Consider the following 21,971-nt stretch of genomic DNA (forward strand, 5'->3'; position numbering starts at 1 on the left):
CAGTCGCCAACCACACCGCCCGGGAGTCACCCAGTTCAGTGCATCTCCAGGCACTATCCAATGCGTTTGCTCCGCCTGGCAGGCGAATCGTGTCCAAACGGGACGACTTTGAGCTCTTCAGCAGTCACGCTCTTCAGAGCAACATGGCTCTGACCTGCATAGATGCACAACGCCTCGCATAAGCGCCGCGTCAATGTCGTCCCATTTGGACACTTTTACCTCAAGGCGGCCAAGACAAGGGGCTTATCCGGCACCGCCCCCTACGAACCCCTACGAAGGCGGCGGCGAGCCCACCACGCCCTCGAGCAGGGTGCGTCGGTCGATCCGGCGAGCGGCCTGCCGGTCGGATCGGAGGTTGTCATGCATATTGCTCTGCGCGATCTTCGAGTTCTGACACATGGCATGCCCTTGGGGTTGTCCACGGTGACGGAGACGGCAACGGGAAGGACGGGGCGGACATCCCGTCCGCCCCGCAGCCCGGTCGAACGGCAGGTACCGATCAACCCTTGCGACGACGTCTCATGAGGTACCACCATCGGCATCCACGCATAAGACTTGCTTCACACCTTACGTCGACCGCTCGGTTAATCACGTCCCTCGGCCGAGGCCGGCCGCCTCGACCCTCAGGCGTCGAGCAGAGAGCGCAGGTTGCGCACGTAGCGCTCGAAGGCCACCCTCCCCTCAGGAGTCAACGCCAGAAAGGTGGCTGGACTGCGTCCGGCATAGGTCTTGTTCTGCTGGACATACCCCGCCCCCTCCAACTTGGACAGATGGGTGGACAAGTTGCCAGCCGTCATGTCCAGCAGCTCGCGCAGCCGCGGGAAGTGCAGCTCGTCACCAACCGGCACGGCGGCCAGGGTCGCCATGATCCGCAGGCGGGCCTGGGCGTGAATGACGGGATCGATGTCGACCTCGGAGGCGGCGGAGGCGCCCATACCGGCCAGATCTGCCGGCTTCGCCGCCCAGGTCTCGGAGCCCGCACGCCCTTCCTCCTCCCCCGGTCCCTTCCGGGGCTTCTCGGCCATCTCACGCACCTCGCTTCGTTCTCGTTACGGCACTGATGATGGCGGCCACCAGCATGCCGCCTCCTCCGGCCACGGACATGATCCACCAGGCCCAGGGCATACCGACAATCGTGACCACGAGGGTGACCAGGAGGATCCAGCCACCCAGAATCCCCATGACCGTCTCATCCCACAGCGCGGCGCTCATGAGGAAGATGACGCCGACGACGAGGCAGGGCAGGGCGTTGGATACCAGGCTCGCGATCTCGTTGGCCCGAGCCGTGTTGACGCTGGCCAGGAAGGCGTTCGCCCGCCCCAGGATGATGGCGCACAGCGGCATCCCGAGAGCCCAGGCGAGGCTGTAGTAGGTGCCCTCGCGGCTGCTTCGGCCGCGGATGCCGCGCGCCTTGGGGATGATGTAGGCGAAGGTGAAGAGCAGCGCCGCCGCGAGACAGCCGCAGAAGAACAGGTACGGCACTCTCGGCATGTCATAGTCCGGCTCGCGATAGAGGGCGAGCGCGGCATAACCGACCAGCCAGGCCAGCCCCCAGGCGGTCAGGAGCGGGGCCGCCTTGATCTCGTGGCGCTTGAGATAGGTGCTCCGCTGGGCGTCAACGACGGCGAGAGCCTCTTCAGGCCCCGCCGGAACCTCGTGGTGCTGAGTCGCAGCACTCATGATGAACCCCCTTGCTCAGAGTGGTTTGCGTTTCAAACCACCTCCAGGATAGCGCCCTTGAGTTTGCATTGCAAACTACTTTGAAGATAGGCGACTATCGTTGGGGGTGGGCGGGATAAACACTCGAAGGCAGTCGTTGGCCACTGCGGGTCGACGGGAGCGCCGCAAGGAACGGTGAGGCGAATGGCCGCCGAGAGCACCCATACCGTCCGCCCCCTCCTACGCCGCACGGGTCCTCCCGACGTAGGAGGGCCTGCACAGGGTCGCCTCCTAGAATCGGCTCCATGACTGATGCGGCACCAGGCTCACCCCCATCGGCAGGCGGCCTCACCGACACCCCGGCGCCGATCGATGCCACCGAGCCACCCACGCCGACGACCACCGACCCACCCGTCGCCGTCACCGTATCACCCGCCCCTACACCGTCGGCCGGATCGGCCTCCACCTCACCGGTCGGCATCCCGGTCATCGGCGTCGCCCCGGCACCCGAGCCCGCCCCCGCTCCCGGCCCCGCAGCCCCGTGCTCGACGACGCTCCTGGTGGACACCACCGCGCACCGTCTGCGCCGCACCGAAGACCTGCTCGACCTGACCCTGACCCTCCTGGGCATCGGCGCCGTTCTGATCCTGGCGATCTACGCCCGCCAGACCACGACCGGCGTCACCCAGGACGTCCAGAACGCCCTGGCGGTGGTGCTGCGTCGCATCCTGGTCTTCCCCCTGCAGGCCGTCGAGGGACTGACCACCTTCATCGTGCCGCTGGCCGTGCTGCTGGACCGCCTCCTGCGCCGCTCCTGGCGTTCCTGCGGCGAGGCCGTCATATCGGGGATCGCCGGGTACGCGGTCGCCGTCGCCGCGATGACCGGCCTGGTCACATGGGGGCCGGCCGCCCTGGTCATGGGTCTGACGGTCACCGCCTCGGGCACCGCCCAGCTGGGCGTCTCCACCGTCTTCGCCTCGATGGCGGGGCTGCTCACGGGCGCCGGCGACCGCAACAGCTCGACGACGATGCGTTCGGGCTGGGCGGCTCTGTGGGTGATCCTCGGCCTGGCTGTCCTGCGCGGCGCCCTGACTCTGCCCGGAGCGGTCCTGTCGCTGCTGCTGGGCCGCACCGTCGGCCTGCTGGTCCGTTACGTGTTCGGAGTGGAGGACCGCCGCGCCCACGGGGTCACGCTCGTGCGCGCGCTGCGCCGGGCCGGGATCGACGCCGTGCGCGTCGTACGCATGGACCGCGCCCCCGAGGCGCGCGCCTGGGTCGTCACCACCGATGCGCCCCTAGGCTACACCGAGCAGGTCCGTGAACAGGTGCGCGACAACCCGCTGACATCGGACACCCCGACGAACGGCGCCGGCCCGGCCGCGCCATCGACACCCGATCATCCCGCCGACGAGATCCCTGTTCCCGCCGCAGCACCAGCCGCCGAGCCGGCTACCGGCCCGACTGCAGACCCGCAGGCCGAGCCGGTCGCCTCCCCGCTCGACCCGAGGCCGTCGGGCTCGGCGGGCGCCAACACGATCAGGCCGGCCACCGACGTCGACCTGGCCGCGGTCCTCGCCGAGGCCTCCAGCGACGCCCTGTCGCAGAAGCGGGCCTCGGTCCACCGGATGTACGCCGTGTGGGACTCGGCCGGCGAGCGCCGCAATGTCACCCTCCTCGACGCCGACCGGCAGGTGGCCGGATTCCTATCCAACATCTGGGACCAGATCCGCGTCAGGGGCCTGTCCCCCACCCGCGACCTGTCCCTGCGGCCGGCCGCCGAGCACGCCGCACTCATGACGATGGAGGCGCGCCGCGCCCACGTGCGCACCCCCGGCCTGCTGGGCATGGCCGAGGCCGCCGAGTCGGTGCTGCTCGTGACCGACCACGTCGTCGGCGCCCGCTCCATCCGCGATCTGGGGTCCGAGGTCGACGACGACGTCCTGGACCAGCTGTGGGGCCAGCTCCAGCGGGCCCACACCGCGGGCCTGGCGCACGGCAGCATCGACGCCTCGAGCGTCGTCGTCGACGAGGCCGGAGGGCTGTGGCTCCTGGACTGGGCCTCGGGGGAGACGATCTCCTCCGAGCTGTCCCGCCGCGTGGACCTGGCTCAGGCCCTGGCACTGACGGCTCTGAGCGTGGGGGCCGAGCGGGCCATCGACGCCGCCTCCCGGTCGCTGACCACAGCGCAGCTGGCCTCGATCGCCCCCATGCTCCAGCGGGTGGTGCTACCGAGTCAGACCCGCGAGGTCATGGGCAGGCGCGGGGCCAGCCGGCAGGTCCTGCAGGACCTGCGCGACGCCCTCGTGGCCCTCACGCCCACGGCCGACGCCGAACCCGCCCGCCTCAACCGCTTCTCCACGCGCACCGTCCTCATGGCCGTGGTGGCGCTGGTGGCGGTATGGACGCTGCTGGCCCGGCTGGACTTCCAGCAGGTCAGCGCCGCTGTCTCGCAGGCGAACATCTGGTGGATGCTGGCGGCCCTGGCCTTCTCGGTGGCGACCTACGTGGGCGCCGGGCTCACGCTGGTGGCCTTCAGCCCCGAGCGGCTGTCGCTGTGGCGCTCCACCGAGGTGCACCTAGCCAGCGCCGTCGTGTCATTGGTGGCTCCGGCCGGCGTCGGCGGGGCGGCCATCAACCTGCGCTTCCTCAACCGCAAAGGCGTGCCGACGGCGGTCGGCGTGGCCACGGTGGCCCTGGTGCAGGTGGTCCAGTTCATCGTGACGGTGGTGCTGCTCGTGGTGCTGGCGGCGATGACCGGCCAGTCGACGGGGCTGACGCTGCCGTCGGGCTGGGTTCTGGTCGCGGCCGGCGCCATCGTCGTGGTGGCGGCGGTCGTCCTGGTCATCCCTCAGGCGCGCACCTGGGCGTGGGCCAAGATCGAACCCACTTATCGCCAGGTGTGGCCACGGCTCGTATGGGTCATGTCCAACCCGATGCGGCTGGCCCTGGGGGTCGGCGGCGCGCTCATGCTGAGCCTGTCCTACATCCTGTCCTTCAGCGCGAGCCTGTGGTCCTTCGGCTACACGGTGCCCTTCGCGGTCCTGGCCATCACCTACCTGGCCTCCAACACCGTGGGCTCGATCGTGCCCTCCCCCGGTGGCATCGGGCCGGTCGAGCTGGCCCTGACCGCGGGGCTCGTCGCCGCCGGCGTCCCCTACGGGGTGGCGCTGTCGACGGCGATCGTTTACCGCCTGGTCACTTTCTGGATCCCGATCCCCGTGGGCTGGCTCAGCCTCCAGCGCCTCCAGAAGGTCGGGGACCTGTAGGTCCGGCGACGCTGAGCCGGCTAGCGCCGGACGGCAACGGAGCGCCCGGGCCGTCTATGCAGCAGCTACTCGTTGCCGTGGCAGGTTAGGCCTTTCTTGGGCATGGTGCCGGTGAGCAGGTAGGTGTCGACGGCGTCGTTGATGCAAGGGGCGTCGCCGCCGTAGGCGGTGTGCCCGGTGCCCTCCCAGGTCAGCAGCTGGCCGGAGTCGAGCTGATCGGCGAGGGACTGAGCCCACGCGTACGGGGTGGCCGGGTCCCCAGTGGTTCCCACCACGAGGATCGGCGCGGCGCCGCGGGCATGGATCTGCGTGGGCTTGCGGGTCCCGTTGTGCCCCCACACGCTGCACACCAGGTCCATGCCGACCGCAGTATTCCCGAAGATCGGGGCCACGCGCTTGGCCTCCTCGTACTGCGCGGCCCAGGTGGCCGTGTCACCCTCCACCGGGTAGTCCAGGCAGGTGACGGCCTGGAAGGCGCCACCACTGTCATCCTTCGAGGCTGCGGCCTGGTCCTCCTGGGCCGCGAACAGTGAGCCGTCGCGGTAGTTGATGGCCTGATCCAGGGCGCTGGTCAGGGGTGCCCAGGCCTGCTCGGAGGAGTAGAGGTACTCGCTCAAGGCACTGACGATGTCCGAGCCGGCCACTGTTCGGTTCGGGTCACTGGTCACCAAGGGGCTGCTGTTGGCGGAGGTGACGAGGTCACGGACCTGCTGGACTCCGGCGTCGGTGCCGCCGCTCAGCGGGCAGCCGGTGGAGGCCTGGCAGTAGTCGACGTAGGTGCGCAGCGCCTGCTCGAAGCCCGTGGCCTGTCCCCGCGCCTGGTCGGCGAGGGACATGGCGGGGTCGATCGCGCCGTCGAGCACCATGCGCCCCGTGTTGGCGGGGAAGTGCTCGGCGTAGACGGCTCCCAGGTAGGTACCGTAGGAGAAGCCCAGGTAAGTCAGTTTCTCCTGGCCGGCCAGCGCCCGTAGGATGTCGAGGTCCCGGGCCGCGGAGACGGTGTCGACGTGGTCGAGCAGCGCGGCGGGCTTGGTGTTGGCGGCGCACTGGTCGGCCAGATCCTGGAAAGACTGCCGGGTCGCCTCCGACCACTCCTCGAAGGAGTCGGTACCCGAGGCGGCGCCGGCGGATGCCGCTGCGGAGGGCTCAGCGGTACTGGCCGAGTCGTCGTCAGTAGTGCAAGTGATGGCCGTGGAGGAACCCACTCCGCGCGGGTCGAAGCCGATGACGTCGTAGGCGCTGAGTAGCTCGGGAGCGAAGGACGTGCCGGCCTGCTCGGCGAAGGCGACCCCGGAGTCGCCGGGGCCACCGGGGTTGATGAACAGGGCGCCCTGCGGGTGACCGCCGGTGGCCGCGCGCTTCTTCATGGCGATCGAGATGGTCTCGCCCTGCGGTTTGGCGTAGTCGAGAGGAACGGTGACGACGGCGCAGCTGAAGGTGGCATCGTCGGTTCCTTCGGAGGCGCCAGCCGTGCTGGTCGCACCGCCGGAGCCCGGGGCGGCCGTTGCTTCCGCCGACGTCGTGGCGGCGGCGGCCGTTGTGGCGGTACTCGATTGGGCGGTCTTCTCCGAGACCTTCTCCATGCCGCCGGTGGCGCCGCAGGGGTACCAGTCGACGGCCTGATGGTAGAAGGATTCCAGGCCCGACGGAATCGGGCCTGCGACGGTGGCCGAGCCACCTGTTGCGGGGGCCAGTCCCGTCCCACAGGCACTCAGGCACCCTCCGACGAGGACCGCCAAGGCACCAACGCTCGTTCGACGAGGGCGTGCCGAATTTGCTGTCGCCGCGGATACAGCAGATGCCCACACCGAGACAGCACTTCCTGGGCCGGCCGAGCACCGCCTCACTGTATTTCTCATGACCGACATCCTACAAAGGCCACCAGTGTCGGCCGCGCCGCACGGCGCTCCCCCGCCTGCCACGAGGCGCGCAACCCTGGTGGTGCTGCGCTGCCAGGATGAGGTCTTCGGGGATGTTGCGTCTGACCTGACGGCTTCGCGGTTGGTGGGCCCCTAGCCAGGGACGTCGAGGTGGTTGAGAGGACCGTCAACCGGGTGCGTCGGGGGCGCGGCGCTGACTTTCAAGAGCGGGTTCGGCCATCACCCGCTGACTGCCTGGAGCAGGCCACGGCTCCGACGACGGGGCGGGGAGTGCACGGTAATCGTGCTGCGGCCGGGTAACGCGGGGGCGAACACCGCCACCAACCGCGTCGAGATTATCCGCCGCGCGCTGGATCAGGGCGGACTCGGCCCGTTACCTTGTTGGTGATCCCTGGTGGTAGGTGCCGGGGGCTGCCCCGCCACGGCGCGCAGCTGCGCTTCGACGACATCGAGGGCTACCGACCCGTGGCCTTGGCCACCAACACCCGCGTCGGTCAGCTCGCCGACCTCGAAACCCACCGCCGGCTGCAAAAACGCTGCTAGGACCGCATCAGGTGCGCGAAAGCGTTCCCGCGCGCTTCACTCAGGAGGTAGCCCTGTCGAGCTCGACCGCTTCGCGTTGCAAGGCTGCGCGGTCAGCCGCGTGTGGTGCCTTCTCGCGGCCCCGACCTGCAGGCCTGCCGGCCTTCTACCAAATGCTCACCTTAGCCGGCACCCCGCCAGGCGCTGGGAACCCAAGACGGTACGCCTGCCACTGATGAGCGTCCCCGCCGTGATCGCCCGCCGCACCGTCCTGCGCTACAAGGCCGCCCCCAGGCCAGCCTCCAGCTGACCGGGCTCAGGCCCCAGAGCCTATCGCCCCATCGACATACATTTGCCCCTTGCCCACCGTGACCACGCAGGACCCCCTTGGCCCCGGAAAAGCCCGGCCACCGCGAGACGACACGCGGCACACCGCCACACCCAACCAGCATCATCCCACCCACAGCACCTGCGACACCGCCACCCACCCCCTACTCAGCCAGACAACGGAAGATCGAGAACAACGACAACTAACCGCTCCTATCAGTTCAAGGGGTGAACGCTCATCCGATCGGATGAGCCAATAGGAGGAGCGAGAAGCACGTGCGATAGCCGTACCGACCAACGTGCGTGTCAAGAGGCTGAACGCCCCATCTCCCATATTTTGCCGATCGGCCGATAGCGCCGTACGCTGAAACTGAAGCTCACCCACCACCGGACCTGCTTCATCCAGTGAGGACGGGAGAAAATGGCTGCAAGAACTGCTCACCCTCCCCTACTCTCTCTTTCGAAGTATTTAACCAACAGAACAACAATAAACACGCCCACGACTAAAATATATGTGGCCCTCGGAATCACATATTGCATCCTGAGCATCTTCACACCTCTATTCATGAGGCCAGTTCCGGTTTCGAGGCAGCTTTTGATATTCATCATCTTGGCGTCTCTGATTTCTATCACAATCCCCTTTTGGCAACCATCGGCAATCGCAACGTTCTCGGTATGCATGCTGTGCTTCCTCTCCCTGCCTGGAGCCTACGCATCCGACATCGCAGGAAGCCTCTCACTATTCTACCTATACTTGGGTCGCTTTTTTATGCTAAAACAAGCTTTCCTTGTATTTCTGATCAACGACATAGCCTCCGCTGCGATCATACTAACATCCAATAACCTTCCAACAGCCATATCACCTGTCATCACACCTTCGGCGCGAGCGAGCTTATTTGAAATAGCCGGAATTACACTATCCGGATTTACCATACTTATAGGCGCTATTGCGCGACAAGCCGAATGCTTCTGGTATAAGCAAGCCAACATGAAGGAAGAGCGTTTGAAGAGAATAAGAAGCGATATCGCAAAAGACATGCACGACCTCGTATCGTACTCGATGTCGCAGACCGTGCTTCGGGCGCGGGTGTCTTCAGAAGATCCCGCTTATTCACCGGAGACGAAGGCGGAGTTCGCCGCTATCGCCCGGACCGGAGCCGACACGCTTCATGAACTACGCATCCTTCTTTACGCACTACAGAAGGACTCCCACTATCTTTCCTTGTCCAACGACTCTCCGTCAAGACATGCCGTCGATAATATCATCGTCTCCGCAAATCTCGTCACACACGATGTCACCGACGCAGGGTTTCACATGAGTTGCCATATCGCCGACCATATTCATTTGACTCGCGCGCAAACGTTAGTCCTTTCCCGTATACTTCGAGAGATCGGTGCCAACATTATACGGCATGGAGATCCTGCGACTCCTGCTACGCTTACAATATCTCAGAATCAAGACTGTATTCGAATCCTCTCCACCAACGCCGTCAGTGAAAATCTCAACGGGGCATTACCTTCGTCCGGCATGGGAATACTGAGCATGCGTGAACGACTGGAAGCGCTCGGTGGCACTCTCACCACCTCAATCGAAGATGGGGCGTGGATCATCAGCGCAGTCGTTCCGCAGACGACCTCCAAGGAGCATGCTGAATGATATGCATTGGTATAGCGGATGATGACGCTCTTGTTCGCCACGTCCTCAGCACGCTTCTCGACACCCAGGAGGACATCAGTGTCGCATGGACGGCATGCGACGGGAGCGAAGCGCTCCAGCTCCTCAAATCACCCGACCATCCTGCCGTGCGAGCGATTCTTCTTGATATTCAAATGCCTCAAATGGACGGCGTCTCCCTCGCCACCATTGTTCACGAAGAGCTACCAGAAACAGCAATTCTGATTCTGACAACTTTCACTGAGAAAGATTTAGTCGAACGCGCTCTCGCGGCTGGCGTGAATGGTTTCATAGCCAAAGAAGATCCCGTCGAATCGATCGCCGGTGCCATTCGTCAGGCGGTCGAGGGGAATCTCGTGCTCTCCCCTTCCTCTAGCCGCCATTTGCGTGAAACCGAGAATATCCTTTCTGTCAAGCCCACGAAAACCGAACAGGCTGAGACTGTCCCGACACGCCATGTGTCCGGTTCTCCTGAATTCGATCATCTATCTCAACGTGAAATCGACGTGCTGGCACTCATGGCGGAGGCGCTTCCCAACAAACAGATTGCCCGTCGGCTGAACATCAGTGAAGCGACTGTAAAGACTCATGTGTCCGCCCTCATTGCAAAGCTAGGAGTTCATGACAGAGTGGGCGCCGTCGTCAAAGCAGTCCGAAGCGGAATCGTATAGTAGCTGACTTCTTTCGCCTCGAAAGTCTGCATGGGACGTTCACGGAAATAGCGATCGTTTCCCTTCACCCAGGTCAGCAGCTACTTGTCTCGCTGGACGAATATACCTCCCGCCCTATCCGGATTAGGCCTTCATGCCAGCGAAAGTTGTGAGTCGCGGGCACAGCTGTCTGCGACTCGGACCTGCTCTCAGGTGCATCCAGTAGCTGAGAGCTCTTCGCAGATATCGCGATCGTCTGCGTTCACCCAGGGCGCAGACTGATTCGCTTCATTTTGTGAGTACACCTCACTATTTCCGACCAGGTGGGTGACGGGCTCGCAAGATATCTTCAAACCTTTATCTCCTTCCATAGGTTGATTCGCTCATCATCCAGATGGCCGATCCGATCGGCCGATATTTTCGGGCATCAGACCTGACTCATGACGTCTTCGTGGGTTATGGAAAATCGATGTGAGTTTTCGTTGGTATTGCGGTGTTGGGGTCTGGTGGCGGGGCGCTAAGAGCCCGTATGGTGCACCGATATAAGCCCGTTTCTGCGTAAGGTCAGGACCGCTTCGGAGGCCACGGCGGTGCAGATCGTGTCCAAGTTCGGCGGTGTGCGCCGGATTTGCTGGAGCACCTGGGATCGGCTCATGACGAGGCGGGGCTGGAGGCCGGGAGGCAGGAGATCGCCGCCAAGCAGGGCCAGGGGTCGGCAGAGTCGGTTTAGGTGGTTGTTACCAGGTGGTCTTTGAGGCGTCCGGTGTGGATGAGGCTGCGGATGGTGTAATGAGTGAGGTTTCTGAATCCCAGGGCGATGCCGCATAGGTGTTCCAGGCGGCCGTTGACTGCCTCGGTGGGGCCGTTGGAGGTGCGGGGGTGGTCAAAGTAAGCCAGGGGTGTCGGCGGCTCTTTCGGTCAGGGTCCTGGACAGTGTCTTGATCTCCTCGAGCCCGTCTGAGACGGTCTGCGTCAGGGCAGTCGATGAGCCGTCGCATCAGGTGCTTTCCCAGGCCCGAGTCCTCGACCCTGTAGGCCTGGATCAGGCGCTGGTAAACGCCCCAGCCGGCATGGACCGGAGCGTGGCGCTCGTCGGCGAACAAGGCCTCAAGGTGCCTGGCCTGGGGATCGGTGAGCAGGTCGGCGCCGGTGTGCAGCGTGTGCCTGGCCCGGTGGAGCCGGTCTCCTGCCCGGCCCCGGCGCCCTGTGGTCTCCCTACTGGATGCGGCGGCACTGGTCGAGCTTGCCGGCAAGCCAGGGAGACGACGTGGAATGGGGTCCATGACCGCCCGGGCCTTGGGGAGCTCCTCTCCGGCGGCGCTCTTGAACCCTGGGCGGTCTGTTTCCAGGGCTCGTCCCGGGCGGTGAGCCAGTTCTTGAGGGCCTTCTTGGATCGGCTCGGGACCATATCCAGCAGGCGAGCCGGACTACTGCGGTCGTGTATGGGGGCCAAGTCGATGACCGCGGCGGGCGTACCGGTCGCCCCGTCTGGTGTGACGCCAAACAGAGGGGGTACCTCCCGCACGGGAGCGAAGCGCGGGGGAATCATCAACCCCGAGCACCTCCACCCCTTTGAACCGGGCGGACGCCTCGTTGAGGACCTGCTCGGCCCGGGTCAGGATCGCGCTGTTGGCGGCGTGTCAGGAGAGCCCCAGCACCTGCGCGACACGTGAGACGGACATGGACTCAAGGCCCAGGGCCCGCAGCCCCCCAGTCGACTGCCGAGCGGGTCAGACGGCTCCCGGGCACAGCCAGGCCGCTCGTGTCCTGCCTCCACACTCGGCGGCAGTGGGTGCAGGCGAAGCGTCTCACGCACACCACCAGCTGCATGGGCCTCCACCTCACCGGCACGTGGGCCAGGCGCCGGGCCCCCGCCGCATCCTGACCCTGCACGCCATGATCCGCAACAGCCCCCCTCCGCGACCCTCAACCAGCCACGAAACTACCCGCAGCCGCCCGACACACCATATAAAGGGCACCCCCTAAACCGAAAAATCCCTGACACACTAAGCATTATGAATCAGGATCAAATTTGCGCGACCCTCATCGCGAGAAATTGAAGTTTTGAAACTCATGGCCGAAGCCCTGTCCAGTAAACAGATAGCCCGAAAGCTCAACATCAGCGAAGCGACGGTGAAGACTCATGTTTCAACACTCATCGCTAAGCTCGGCGTACAAGATCGAGTGGGAGCCGTAGTGAAAGCAATACGCGGCGGACTAGTATAATCATCGTTGATACCGAAGTCTCCGTCCAGCCCACGTACTCCGTCAAAAGGTGGTCCACCCAGACGACGGATCGCCCATACGGACCATCCGATCGGCCGATGTGAGAAAAGAACGCACGTGTCTATTATCAATGTGTCATGTTCCAACACACCTCCCCGAAGGAAGGCCGATATGTTGTCACTACTACCCTTTTCTTTCGGTACTCTGAATCCCATTATCCACAGTCCCGATGACATCTGTTGGCCCTGGCCATTTTCTTTTGGCTATCTTAGCAAATGCGCTTCCGCATCTTGATCGTCAGACCTTCAGATCGCACACATATGCTCCCTGCATAAATTACGAACAGGAGGCATTCACTGTGGTTTTCTCACCGGGAGTGGATGTGCGGGTGGCCTGAGCTTTGGAACAGCAGGAACAGGTAGATATGTCTGGGGTGGGTCGTGTTGAATTTGGACGCACCCGGAGCCGTGTCTCAGAACTATTTTCGACCAAAATGTTCTATTCGCAAGGAGGCTCCGCACGGATATTCTATACTTGCCACCTTCGACGTCCCTGTCACTATTGCGCGTAGCGTCAGCTGACGGTTGACCGCTCACCGCCGCATCCACGACGAACACCTACCACCACAGGAATACAACTGCCCATTCACTACCCTAGTCCGACAAGCCGAGACAAGCCGATTTACTACCATCATCAAATATACGACATAGATTTACCAAGCAATTTTTGACACCTGTTGAAATCGCATAATGGGGCTCACATTAGTCAGATCGATGTCGTTCTACGGGAGATATAGTTCCACAAAAGGAGAATGGACCATGAGGTGCACTAAACCTTCACTACGCAAACTCTCATTTATTTTTGCGGCGTCAATTGCGCTCGGTTGTTCGGTCCCATCGGTTGCCCTGCCTGGACAGGCTGGTTCTGAGCCCGACAATGAAACGGTCACCAAAGCTGTCTCCGACTATCAAGCGACCGTAGACGCGGAATGGACCGACTCCAATACCTCCACGTCTGCTGCAACTCTTACTTCAACCGAGCAAGAAGCCCACGATTCTCGGGACGAGTTGGCCAATGAGGGCACGGCGGTGACTTCCGCGAAAAGCGAAGTCAGCATCATCGAAACAACGCCTCAGCAGGACGGAACCATTATCGTCACGGCAGATATTTCGACAGAATTTACATACAATGGTGAAAGCGAACCGGGAAGCTGGTCGGACCGTCATCTCATCACGCTATCACAGGGTAGCAGTGGCTATATCGTCACTGCCGACGAAATCGACGATAGCGCTGCGGAAGAGGCCGCAATCGCCGGAGAAGTCCCGGACGGTTACAATCCAACACCATCCTCGGATGACCCCAACGCCGCTGCATTACCAGATGCTGAGGATTCAGAAGATCAACCTGCCGCGTCACCCGCGCGGCATAAGCAACCTCGCACAAATGTTGGGAACATGGTTAAGTATGCGCTTAAATGGACGGGCCGTCCGAACAACGGAGACAAAGGAGATGACTTCAATCCAGATTACCCGCACGCAGGAAATAACTGCGCAAATTTCGTTTCAGAAGTTCTGCATGCAGGAGGTTGGGGCATACGACCTGGATTCCTGCCACCGAAACTGAATCTTCCGCCCGATAGTCCAGACATTTGGACGCCAAGATATCTTTGGCACATCCCCGGATCTCAAGTAGCATCACACACATGGAGCGTTGCATCGTTCCAATATAACTATGTTATCAAACACAGTTCTTACACACCGCTCATAGACATCCAAGCGGCACGCGCGGGCGACCTTTTCTACACAGACTGGTACCCTGAAAGAAAGAAAGGCGGGCCGGACGGAAAAATTGACCATGTCATGGTCGTAACCGGGACTAGTTGGGCGGGTGAACCACGAGTTTCACAAAAGACGCCCAACCGGCACAACATCCCAGTCTCGCAAACTAAAAAACGTGCTGACAAACAAGGGTTGGACGTCACATGGTACGCCCTAAAACGGTAGGGAAGTCGTTTCATACTGCGAAATCAAGATACATACTATCGACGCAGCATGGAGCTATATCGGCGGCTGAGGGCTACCCTCAATCAGGCGGCAGTAGTTATTTCAGAAACAGTAGGTCGCGTACAACCTCGCGATCCACTAAACTTCACCGATCGGTAGTATTCTTTTGAGTCGTCAGTTCAATGTCGAGGAGCTCACTGTGCCCAACCGTCCCCATCACTCACCGCTTTCGACCGAACTCCTTCAGCACCTCGTCCGGCTCCTGCGACTCCGTTCCGCCCGACCCGCCCGCCTCGGTGCGCTCGCCATGACTCTGGCCGTCTTCACCGCCGTCGGCCCCTCGGTCTACTCAGCACCTCTGGCCCCGTCCCTGCCGGCGGGCAACTACGTGGCCCTCGGGGATTCCTATGCCTCCGGCGTCGGCGCTCCCCCCTATGCCAAGGGCACCGACGTGCAGGTGGAGAACGGTAACAAGTGCAAGCGCGCCACGGCAGCCTACGCCCACCAGGTCGCCGACCGGACCGGCAAGACGCTCGACTTTGGCGCCTGCTCCGGCGCCTGGACCAAGCACTTCTACGAGGCCCGCACCCCGTGGAAGGAACCGGCCCAGCTCGATCACCTGGACGCCTCCACCGGCCTGGTCACCTTCTCCATCGGCGGCAACGACGCCGGCTTCGCCAAGATCCTCTCCGAGTGCGTCACCCAGCCCCCTTTCTCCAACTGCAGCAGCGACAAGGAACTCACCGACCCGGTCGACTCGACCATCGACGCCCTGGCCGGCAAGGGGAAGCAGGCCGGTGTCTACAGCTACGACACGATCATGACCGACATCGCCACCCGCGCCCCGGGCGCGACCGTCGTCGCCGTCGGCTACCCGCGCATGTTCACTTCGGCGGGCGGCACGGGCGGTCCCGTACCCGGCCGCTGCCAGGGACTCGCCAAAGTGGACCAGCGCTGGATCAACGCCCGCACCAATGAGCTCAACACCGCCCTCAAAGCCGCCGCCCTGCGCCACGGCCACCAGTTCACCGACCCCTCTGACTCCTTCGCCGGACACGAGCTGTGTGGCGAAGGCGCCTCCTGGTTCCAGGGTCTGCTCAACTCCGGACGCTTCCATCCCAACGCCGACGGCCACAAGGCCATGGCCACCTCCGTCATGAACACCCTGAACGACCAGCAGGCCGCTCAGGAACAGCCCGCCGCCGCGCAGGCACAGGTGGACAACATGCGCCCCACCGGCTCCTTCACCCTCACCCGCGACGGCGACCAGATCACCCTGGACGCCTCGGCATCCACCGACACCGACGGCACGATCACGAACGTCGACTGGTACATCCAGCACGCCGACGGCACCGAAGAGGTCCTCACCGGCGCCCAGGCAACCACCACCGTCCCCGCCGACCAGCAGGTCTCCATCACCGCCGTCGTCACCGACAACCAGGGCAAGGAAGACTTCACCACCCAAGTAGCCCCCGCCAGCTGACCACCCGCGCATTCGCAGGGTAAGGCGCGCGTTCGCACCCTCTACCCCTCGAACGCGTGCCCTAAGGCACGACCACGCGGGTCGTATGGTCACGAGGAGAACAGGTGCAAAACACCGGTCTTCGCACGCCGACCGGGCACGGTGAGCGCCAAGTAGATCGCCACGGCGAGCATCGCGGCAACCCCGACCATCAGGCTGACGGTGAGGCCCGCGTCCGTGGCGGAGCGGACCAGTGGCGCCAGGTGGGTTCGCACTCCAGCCGGCGCAGCGGTTGGCCAACCCTCCAGCGCCCGCACCCCCTTACCGGAGGCCACCAGGGAGATGAGGTGTTCCCGATCCGCCGCATGTCCCAGGACGCCGATCTCCGGCGACATGGTCATCGCCCGACGGATGACTCGCTCATAGCTCACACCTATCACTGCAACTCCCATGACGATGCCGAGCTGGCGGGCGGCAGCGGAGAATCCCGAGGTCATCCCCGCGGTGTCCTCATCGGCCGAGGAGACCGCCAGCTGGTTGACAATCGTCCCGGTCGCCCCGGTCGCGGCCCCCGCCAGGACTAGCCCGGGGATGAGGACCAGCCAGGTACTCGATCCGCGCAGGAGCATGAGCAGGCAGGAGCCGACGACGCCGCCCAACACGATCCCCAACAGACTCGCCCTGGCCCCATAGCGTCTGACCGCTCCTCCGCAGGTGGCGGCCACAACGAGGGCGGAGGCGCTGAAGGGCAGGAAGCACAGCCCGGTCTGGGCGGGGGTAAGCCGGTAGATGTTCTGCGCGTACAGGGACAGGAAGGCCATCGGCCCGATGAGGGCCGCCTGGATGATGAACCCGACCATGACGCTGCCTGCGTAGGTGGGTTCGGTAAGGATCGCGACATCCACCATGGGGCCGGCCGATCGTCGCTCGACGACGCAGAAGGCGCCGAACAGCACCACGGAGCCGATCAGCAAGGAGACGATCGCGGGTGAGGTCCACCCCCACATGTTGCCCTGGAGGAGTGCGAGCGTCAGCGCCCCCGTCATAGCGACGCACAGGGCCGTGCCCGGCCAGTCGACCTTCCTGACCGCCGCACCTGTCGCAGCGGCGCCCCGATCCGCGCCTGTCTCGGGGACCCATCGCGAGCCCAGCCAGACTGCGAGGCCCACCGGGACATTGACCCAGAAGATCGAGCGCCAGCCCGCCAGCAGGACAAGCCCGCCGCCGATGAGCGGCCCCAGGGCGATGGCCGCGCCGGAGACCGCCCCGTATACCCCGATCGCCCGGGCCCTGGGTGGGCCAACCGGGTAGCGGTCGGAGATCATGGGGACGCCGACGCCCAGGAAAATCGCACCGCCGACACCCTGAATGAAGCGGCTCCAGTCCAGGACGTCCACCGACGGCGCCAACGCGCAGACCAGGGAACCGGCTGTGAACAGAGCGATTCCCCAGCGGAACAGACGCAGCCGTCCCACCGATCCGCTCAGGGTCGCCGCAGACATCAGAAGCGTTCCCAGCGGCAGGGTGTAGGCGTTGACGACCCACTGGAGCTCGCTCAGCGATGCGCCCAGCGTGGCGCCCATGTCAGGAAGTGCGACGGAGACGACCGTGACGTCCAGGACGTTCATGAAGTTGGCGGTGCAGATCAACAGCAAGATGAGTGCCTGCCTCACACGGCGCACCTTTCGCAACGATCCCTCGGGTGGCGGCAAGCGCCCCCGGACCTAAATGACCGTAATGAAGATTAACACCGGCATGGCCGCCTGCGCTGTACGTATCGAGCGGCTGACCGCTCGCGCGTTCGTAGGGTAGGTGTCGCGTTCGCACCCTTTACCCCTCGAACGCGCGACCTAAGGCACGAACGCGCGGACCAGCCCGGTCCTGCGAACCTTAGCCGCCAGCGACGCGCAGATGCCCGAGCATCTCGGCGTGGGCCGCGGGGGTGGCCACGAGCAGCGACCCGGCGCGGCGCACGTCGAAGGGCGCCCCGTCCATCCGGGTGAGGACCACGCCGGTCTCGGTGCACAGGAGCGCCCCGGCCGCAACGTCCCAGGGCTGGAGCAGCGGCTGGGCGTAGACCACCGCGCCGCCCGCGGCCACCTCCGCCATCTCCAGGGCGGCCGCCCCGTAGCAGCGCATGCCGCGGGAGGTCTCGATGGCCCGGCCTATGGCCGCGTGCTGCGTGAGCTGATAGTGGGCGATCACCATCCCCTCACTCAGGGGCAGGTCCTCCACCGGTTCCAGAGCCCTGGGCCCGACGCCGCCGGCGCCGTCAGCGCCCGCTGCGCCAGTCATCAGCGGCTCGACCCAGGCACCCCGGCCACGGATCGCCGTGTAGAGCCGGTCGGCGACGGGGTCGGCGAGGATCGCCATCACGGGGACGCCGTCGTCGACCAAGGCGAGCGAAATAGCCCAGTCGCGGTGGGTGGACACGTAGTTGAGGGTCCCGTCGATGGGGTCGAGCACCCAGGCACGCCCGCGATAGGCCTCGAAGTCCTCGATCCGGTGCTTCTCCTCGCCGTGGAGGGGGATGCCGGTGTCCTCCAGCTGGCGGGCGATGCGGTCCTCGACGCCACGGTCGACCTGGGTAACCAGGTCGTTGCGGTGCGCCTTGGCTTCGATGCGCAGCTCCTCGCCCGGGTTCAGGGCGAAAGCGGCGGCCCGGCGGACCGCGGCGGCCGCCCGGGCGAGCAGATCCTCCAGGGAGGCTGACGACGTCAAGCCCCCTGTCGCCCCTGCCGGTGGCATCTCCGATCGATCGCCGCCAGCAGTCACGACTGCCGCTCCTGTCCGGCGAGCCGGCGGCTGTGGACGACCCACGCCACCCCCAGCGCCACCAGCCATAGGGGCGAGACGAAGACCGCGACCCGGGTGTCGTGGGCCTGGGTGAGGGTCCAGATGACGAAGGCGAAGAAGACCAGGCACAGCCAGGCCGCCACGCGCTGACCGGGCAGGCGGAAGGCGCTGGCCCGGTGGAGCTCGGGCCGCAGGGTGAGGAAGCGCAAGTAGGAGATGACGATGACGCACCACACGAAGATGAACAGGACACTGGCCACGGTCGTCACGGTTGTGAAGGCATCGATGATGGACTCGGATGTGTAGAGCAGCGGGATCGAGGTCAACAGGCTGACGCAGGTGACGATGAGGGAGATTCCGGGTACCGATCGGGCCGTCAGCCTGCGGAAGACGTTGGGGGCGTTGTCCGCCCAGGACAGGCCGAACAGCATTCGGGAGGTGGAGTAGACCCCGGAGTTGGCCGACGACGCCGCGGCCGTGAGCACCACGAAGTTGACAACGCTGGCGGCGACGCCAAGCCCCGCCAGGGCGAACATGGATACGAAGGGGCTCTTCTCGGGGTTGATCTCCCGCCACGGGGTGACGGCCATGATGGCCGCGAGCGCCCCCAGGTAGAACAGGACGATGCGCATCGGGATGGCGTTGATCGCCCGCGGCAGGGTGACCTCGGGGTCCTTGGCCTCGGCGGCGGCGGTCCCCACGAGCTCGGTGCCCACGAAGGCGAAGATGGCGATCTGGAAGGCCCCGAAGAATCCTTTCAGTCCGTTGGGGAGCAGGCCGCCCGCCCAGATGTTGGACACCTGGGCCCGGGCCCCGTTGGGCGCCGTGAAACCGCGCAGCACCATGATGACGCCGACGACGACGAGCGCCACGATGGCCACGATCTTGATGATGGAGAACCAGAACTCGATCTCCCCGAAGGCCTTGACGGTGGCCAGGTTGAGGCTGAACAGCAGGGCCACGGTCACTACCGGCGTGACCCACAGGGGCAGAGTCGGCCACCAGTACCCCACGTAGCCGGTGATGACGATGACCTCGGCCACAGCCGTCACCAACCAGCACACGTAGTAGGTCCAGCCCACGAAGAAGCCGGCCCACGGCCCGATGAGGTCGTGGGCGACGTCGGCGAAGGACTTGTAGGACAGGTTGGACAGGAGCACCTCGCCCAGGGCCCGCATGACCAGGAAGAGGAAGGCGCCGATGACCGCGTAGACGACGAGTACGCCGGGACCGGCCAGGGAGATCGTCTTTCCCGAGCCCATGAACAGCCCGGTTCCGATCGCCCCGCCGATGGCGATGAGCTGGACGTGACGGTTGGTCAGGTGACGCTGGAGCTGGGGCTCGGCGTCATGGTCCACCAGTTCTTCGAGGTCAGAGCGCTGATGCGGCGCTGCGGACTCGGCCGCCGGGGTGGGTTCGGCGGGCTGCGGGGTCTGGGACATCTCGTCTCCTGATCGTGGGTGACGCCACGAGCCTAGCGGCACCAGGTTCATCCCGGATTCACACGGGTAGGCTCGGAGACGTGAACCTTGCCGTGAACCTCAGGGACCAGATCCGCCACTCGATTCCGGCCGCGATCGTCGTCGTTATCGGCGCCTGGGTGATGATCTACTACTCAATCGTCCAGTGGGAGACGATGAAGCAGGTGCCCAGCTGGGACCTGGCGATCTTCTCCGAGCTGGCCAAGGCCTACGCCCACCTTCAAGCCCCGATCGTCCCGATCAAGGGCGACGGGTTCAATCTCTTGGGGGACCACTTCCACCCGATTCTCATTCTGCTAGGGCCGATCTGGCGGCTCTTCCCCACCCCCCTGAGCCTGCTCATCACCCAGGACCTGCTGCTGGCGGTCTCGGCCTGGCCGCTGACCCGCCTGGCCAGCCGGCTGACGAATCAGTGGGTGGGCGGGGCCCTGGGCCTTGTCTACGTCCTGTCCTGGGGGATGCAGGGGGCGGTGGCGGCGCAGTTCCACGAGATCGCCTTCGCAATGCCGATGCTGGCCTTCGCCTCGGTGGCATTCGTGGAGCGGCGATGGGTGGCGGTGGCGGCCTGGTCGGCGCCGCTGGTCCTGGTCAAGGAGGATATGGGGCTGACGGTTCTCATGATCGGGGTTGCTGTCATCCTCACCTCGGTGGTCCCGGCCTGGTACCGGACCTGCACCGTCGGCGACTCGAGTGCCGACGGAGCCGACGACGCCCGCAATCGAAGCCGGGGGCTGCGGCTGGGAGTGGGCATGATCGTCGGAGGGGTCGCGGCCTTCCTCTTCTCCGTCCTCGTGTTCCTGCCCGCCTTCAACATCAACGGGGTGTGGGACTACGGGCTGAGCTCGGACAAGCCGGCCTCGCCCGACGCCCTGACCCAGAAGGTCAAGGTCGTCGTCATGCTGGTCCTCACCAGCGGCGTCATCGGGCTGACCTCGCCCTGGCTGCTCGTGGTCCTGCCCACGTTGGCGTGGCGGTTCTTGGGGTCGGTGGACTTCTACTGGGTGTGGGACAACTGGCACTACAACGTCACCCTCATGCCGATCGCGCTGGGGGCACTGCTCGACGTCGTGGCCCGATACCGCGCGCACGGCGCCTACAAGGCCGGCCGACCCGTCAGGGAAGTGGGGGTCGACGGCCTGGCCGTTCCCGAGTCACCGACCGGTGCTACCGGCACTGACGTCGCCGCCGATACCGCCAGCGATACCGCCGCCGACTCCTGCTGCGAGGCGGGCGACGGCGCTGACAGCACGACCGATACCGCCAGCGAAGCGGACGGCGGCGCTGATGAGGACAGTGAAAGCGGTGAGAGCAGCGGCGGTGGGCTGCGCAGGCGCCCGACCGTCTTCCCCACCTGGCTCACCGTGCCACTGCGGTACCGCCACGTGGTCACGGCGGGCATCGTGACGGTGGTGGCCACCGGTGTCCTGTCCGCCCCGTATCTGCCGATGTGGAAGGCCACCGACCAGAACTTCAACACGCCCAACGACCAGACCAAGAAGGAGGACCCGGAGGCACGACGGGTGGCCACCGCCCACGAGGTCATCGCCACCATTCCCGAGGGGTCCACCGTGGTCACCGACCTGTCGATGCTGGCCTACCTGGTCCCGCGGGCGGAGGTCTCCTGGATGGGAACGAGCGGTCCGGACAAGGAGTACGTCGTCATGAACCGCAACGGCGGCGGCAACCAGTGGGGCGTCTCCGACGCCGCCGCCTGGGGCGAGCAGCACTCCAAGCAGGGGGCGACCTACACCGTCATCTACAACAAGAACGGCTACCAGATCGCCAAGCGCAATGACTGATGCGGCCCCCGGGGCGGGGCCCGGGTCCACGGCCGGTCGGACGCCCTCGGCAGTGGGCTCGCTGACCCTGGTCGCCGCGGGCGGCTGCGCGGGCACCCTGGTGCGAGCGGTCCTTGAACAGGCGTGGCCCGCCGCCCCCGGTCGTCTGCCGACGACGACGCTGGTCATCAACGTTGTCGGCGCCCTGGCGCTGGGGCTGCTGCTCGGGGCGCTCGGCGAGCGACG

Annotated in this window: 15 protein-coding genes and 3 pseudogenes; 10 read left to right on the forward strand and 8 right to left on the reverse strand. The window is 64.9% G+C overall.

Going from position 1 to position 21,971, the window contains the following annotated elements:
* Window positions 1-623: 623 nt before the first annotated feature.
* Window positions 624-1,025 carry a winged helix-turn-helix domain-containing protein gene (locus tag HMPREF0975_RS02850; protein WP_009232622.1) on the reverse strand — a complete coding sequence of 134 codons (402 nt, stop codon included), beginning with the start codon at window positions 1,023-1,025 and terminating at the stop codon, window positions 624-626.
* 1 nt (window position 1,026) lies between these two features.
* Complete coding sequence (locus HMPREF0975_RS02855; RefSeq protein WP_009232623.1) at window positions 1,027-1,680, reverse strand: hypothetical protein; 654 nt, start codon at window positions 1,678-1,680, stop codon at window positions 1,027-1,029.
* A gap of 284 nt (window positions 1,681-1,964) precedes the next feature.
* Here HMPREF0975_RS02855 and HMPREF0975_RS02860 point away from each other — a divergent pair, with 284 nt between their 5' ends.
* Complete coding sequence (locus HMPREF0975_RS02860; protein WP_009232624.1) at window positions 1,965-4,925, forward strand: lysylphosphatidylglycerol synthase transmembrane domain-containing protein; 2,961 nt, start codon at window positions 1,965-1,967, stop codon at window positions 4,923-4,925.
* A 65-nt stretch (window positions 4,926-4,990) separates the two neighbouring features.
* On the opposite strand, the gene HMPREF0975_RS02865 is transcribed toward HMPREF0975_RS02860, so the two are convergent.
* On the reverse strand, window positions 4,991-6,793 hold the full coding sequence (locus HMPREF0975_RS02865; RefSeq protein WP_049939357.1) for an alpha/beta hydrolase: 1,803 nt from the start codon (window positions 6,791-6,793) through the stop codon (window positions 4,991-4,993).
* 390 nt (window positions 6,794-7,183) lie between these two features.
* Between HMPREF0975_RS02865 and HMPREF0975_RS15400 the strand changes: the two genes are divergently transcribed.
* On the forward strand, window positions 7,184-7,348 hold the full coding sequence (locus tag HMPREF0975_RS15400) for a hypothetical protein (RefSeq protein WP_156808154.1): 165 nt from the start codon (window positions 7,184-7,186) through the stop codon (window positions 7,346-7,348).
* A gap of 744 nt (window positions 7,349-8,092) precedes the next feature.
* On the opposite strand, the gene HMPREF0975_RS16015 is transcribed toward HMPREF0975_RS15400, so the two are convergent.
* Window positions 8,093-8,335, reverse strand: coding sequence for a hypothetical protein (locus HMPREF0975_RS16015; protein WP_049939358.1), 243 nt, complete (start codon window positions 8,333-8,335; stop codon window positions 8,093-8,095).
* Between the two features lie 88 nt (window positions 8,336-8,423).
* On the opposite strand from HMPREF0975_RS16015, the gene HMPREF0975_RS14595 reads away from it, so the two are divergent.
* The 3 genes and pseudogenes from HMPREF0975_RS14595 to HMPREF0975_RS17265 form a co-directional block, all read left to right on the forward strand.
* Window positions 8,424-9,311 carry a sensor histidine kinase gene (locus HMPREF0975_RS14595; RefSeq protein WP_198009134.1) on the forward strand — a complete coding sequence of 296 codons (888 nt, stop codon included), beginning with the start codon at window positions 8,424-8,426 and terminating at the stop codon, window positions 9,309-9,311.
* Window positions 9,308-10,000, forward strand: a complete 693-nt coding sequence (locus HMPREF0975_RS14600) for a response regulator (protein ID WP_009232627.1) — start codon at window positions 9,308-9,310, stop codon at window positions 9,998-10,000. The genes HMPREF0975_RS14595 and HMPREF0975_RS14600 overlap by 4 nt, the downstream gene beginning before the upstream one ends.
* A gap of 521 nt (window positions 10,001-10,521) precedes the next feature.
* Window positions 10,522-10,685, forward strand: a pseudogene (locus tag HMPREF0975_RS17265) (IS1634 family transposase); the annotation flags it as partial.
* 20 nt (window positions 10,686-10,705) lie between these two features.
* Here the strand turns inward: HMPREF0975_RS17265 and HMPREF0975_RS17270 are convergent.
* Window positions 10,706-10,876 (reverse strand): transposase, encoded by a 171-nt coding sequence (locus HMPREF0975_RS17270; RefSeq protein WP_141424913.1) that lies wholly within the window; start codon window positions 10,874-10,876, stop codon window positions 10,706-10,708.
* A gap of 1,146 nt (window positions 10,877-12,022) precedes the next feature.
* Between HMPREF0975_RS17270 and HMPREF0975_RS14610 the strand changes: the two are divergent.
* The 3 genes and pseudogenes from HMPREF0975_RS14610 to HMPREF0975_RS02885 all read left to right on the forward strand — a co-directional run.
* Window positions 12,023-12,205: pseudogene (locus HMPREF0975_RS14610) on the forward strand (response regulator transcription factor); the annotation flags it as partial.
* Window positions 12,206-13,023: 818 nt separating this feature from the next.
* On the forward strand, window positions 13,024-14,208 hold the full coding sequence (locus HMPREF0975_RS14615; protein ID WP_009232628.1) for an amidase domain-containing protein: 1,185 nt from the start codon (window positions 13,024-13,026) through the stop codon (window positions 14,206-14,208).
* Between the two features lie 199 nt (window positions 14,209-14,407).
* The gene (locus tag HMPREF0975_RS02885) at window positions 14,408-15,691 is read left to right on the forward strand and encodes a GDSL-type esterase/lipase family protein (RefSeq protein WP_009232629.1); all 1,284 of its coding nucleotides are present in this window, start codon (window positions 14,408-14,410) and stop codon (window positions 15,689-15,691) included.
* A gap of 89 nt (window positions 15,692-15,780) precedes the next feature.
* Here HMPREF0975_RS02885 and HMPREF0975_RS02890 read toward each other — a convergent pair whose 3' ends face one another.
* The 3 genes from HMPREF0975_RS02890 to HMPREF0975_RS02900 all read right to left on the reverse strand — a co-directional run bounded on the left by HMPREF0975_RS02890 (window position 15,781) and on the right by HMPREF0975_RS02900 (window position 19,908).
* On the reverse strand, window positions 15,781-17,343 hold the full coding sequence (locus HMPREF0975_RS02890; protein ID WP_009232630.1) for an MFS transporter: 1,563 nt from the start codon (window positions 17,341-17,343) through the stop codon (window positions 15,781-15,783).
* Between the two features lie 217 nt (window positions 17,344-17,560).
* The gene (locus tag HMPREF0975_RS02895; RefSeq protein WP_049939402.1) at window positions 17,561-18,418 is read right to left on the reverse strand and encodes an inositol monophosphatase family protein; all 858 of its coding nucleotides are present in this window, start codon (window positions 18,416-18,418) and stop codon (window positions 17,561-17,563) included.
* Window positions 18,419-18,441: 23 nt separating this feature from the next.
* Complete coding sequence (locus tag HMPREF0975_RS02900; protein WP_009232632.1) at window positions 18,442-19,908, reverse strand: amino acid permease; 1,467 nt, start codon at window positions 19,906-19,908, stop codon at window positions 18,442-18,444.
* 80 nt (window positions 19,909-19,988) lie between these two features.
* Here HMPREF0975_RS02900 and HMPREF0975_RS02905 point away from each other — a divergent pair, with 80 nt between their 5' ends.
* Window positions 19,989-21,746 carry a DUF2079 domain-containing protein gene (locus HMPREF0975_RS02905; protein WP_009232633.1) on the forward strand — a complete coding sequence of 586 codons (1,758 nt, stop codon included), beginning with the start codon at window positions 19,989-19,991 and terminating at the stop codon, window positions 21,744-21,746.
* A pseudogene (locus HMPREF0975_RS16025) lies at window positions 21,739-21,971 on the forward strand (CrcB family protein); the annotation flags it as partial. The gene HMPREF0975_RS02905 and the pseudogene HMPREF0975_RS16025, both read left to right, overlap by 8 nt.

This window comes from Actinomyces sp. oral taxon 849 str. F0330 (assembly GCF_000239715.1).
Taxonomy (GTDB): Bacteria; Actinomycetota; Actinomycetes; order Actinomycetales; family Actinomycetaceae; genus Actinomyces; species Actinomyces johnsonii.

Coding starts and splice junctions, on each gene's coding strand:
- HMPREF0975_RS02860 (WP_009232624.1), top strand. CDS start 1,965: ATGACTGATGCGGCACCAGGCTCACCCCCATCGGCAGGCGGCCTCACC.
- HMPREF0975_RS14600 (WP_009232627.1), top strand. CDS start 9,308: ATGATATGCATTGGTATAGCGGATGATGACGCTCTTGTTCGCCACGTC.
- HMPREF0975_RS02850 (WP_009232622.1), bottom strand. CDS start 1,025: ATGGCCGAGAAGCCCCGGAAGGGACCGGGGGAGGAGGAAGGGCGTGCG.
- HMPREF0975_RS02895 (WP_049939402.1), bottom strand. CDS start 18,418: ATGCCACCGGCAGGGGCGACAGGGGGCTTGACGTCGTCAGCCTCCCTG.
- HMPREF0975_RS16015 (WP_049939358.1), bottom strand. CDS start 8,335: ATGCATACCGAGAACGTTGCGATTGCCGATGGTTGCCAAAAGGGGATT.
- HMPREF0975_RS02855 (WP_009232623.1), bottom strand. CDS start 1,680: ATGAGTGCTGCGACTCAGCACCACGAGGTTCCGGCGGGGCCTGAAGAG.
- HMPREF0975_RS14615 (WP_009232628.1), top strand. CDS start 13,024: ATGAGGTGCACTAAACCTTCACTACGCAAACTCTCATTTATTTTTGCG.
- HMPREF0975_RS14595 (WP_198009134.1), top strand. CDS start 8,424: ATGCTAAAACAAGCTTTCCTTGTATTTCTGATCAACGACATAGCCTCC.
- HMPREF0975_RS02900 (WP_009232632.1), bottom strand. CDS start 19,908: ATGTCCCAGACCCCGCAGCCCGCCGAACCCACCCCGGCGGCCGAGTCC.
- HMPREF0975_RS02865 (WP_049939357.1), bottom strand. CDS start 6,793: ATGTCGGTCATGAGAAATACAGTGAGGCGGTGCTCGGCCGGCCCAGGA.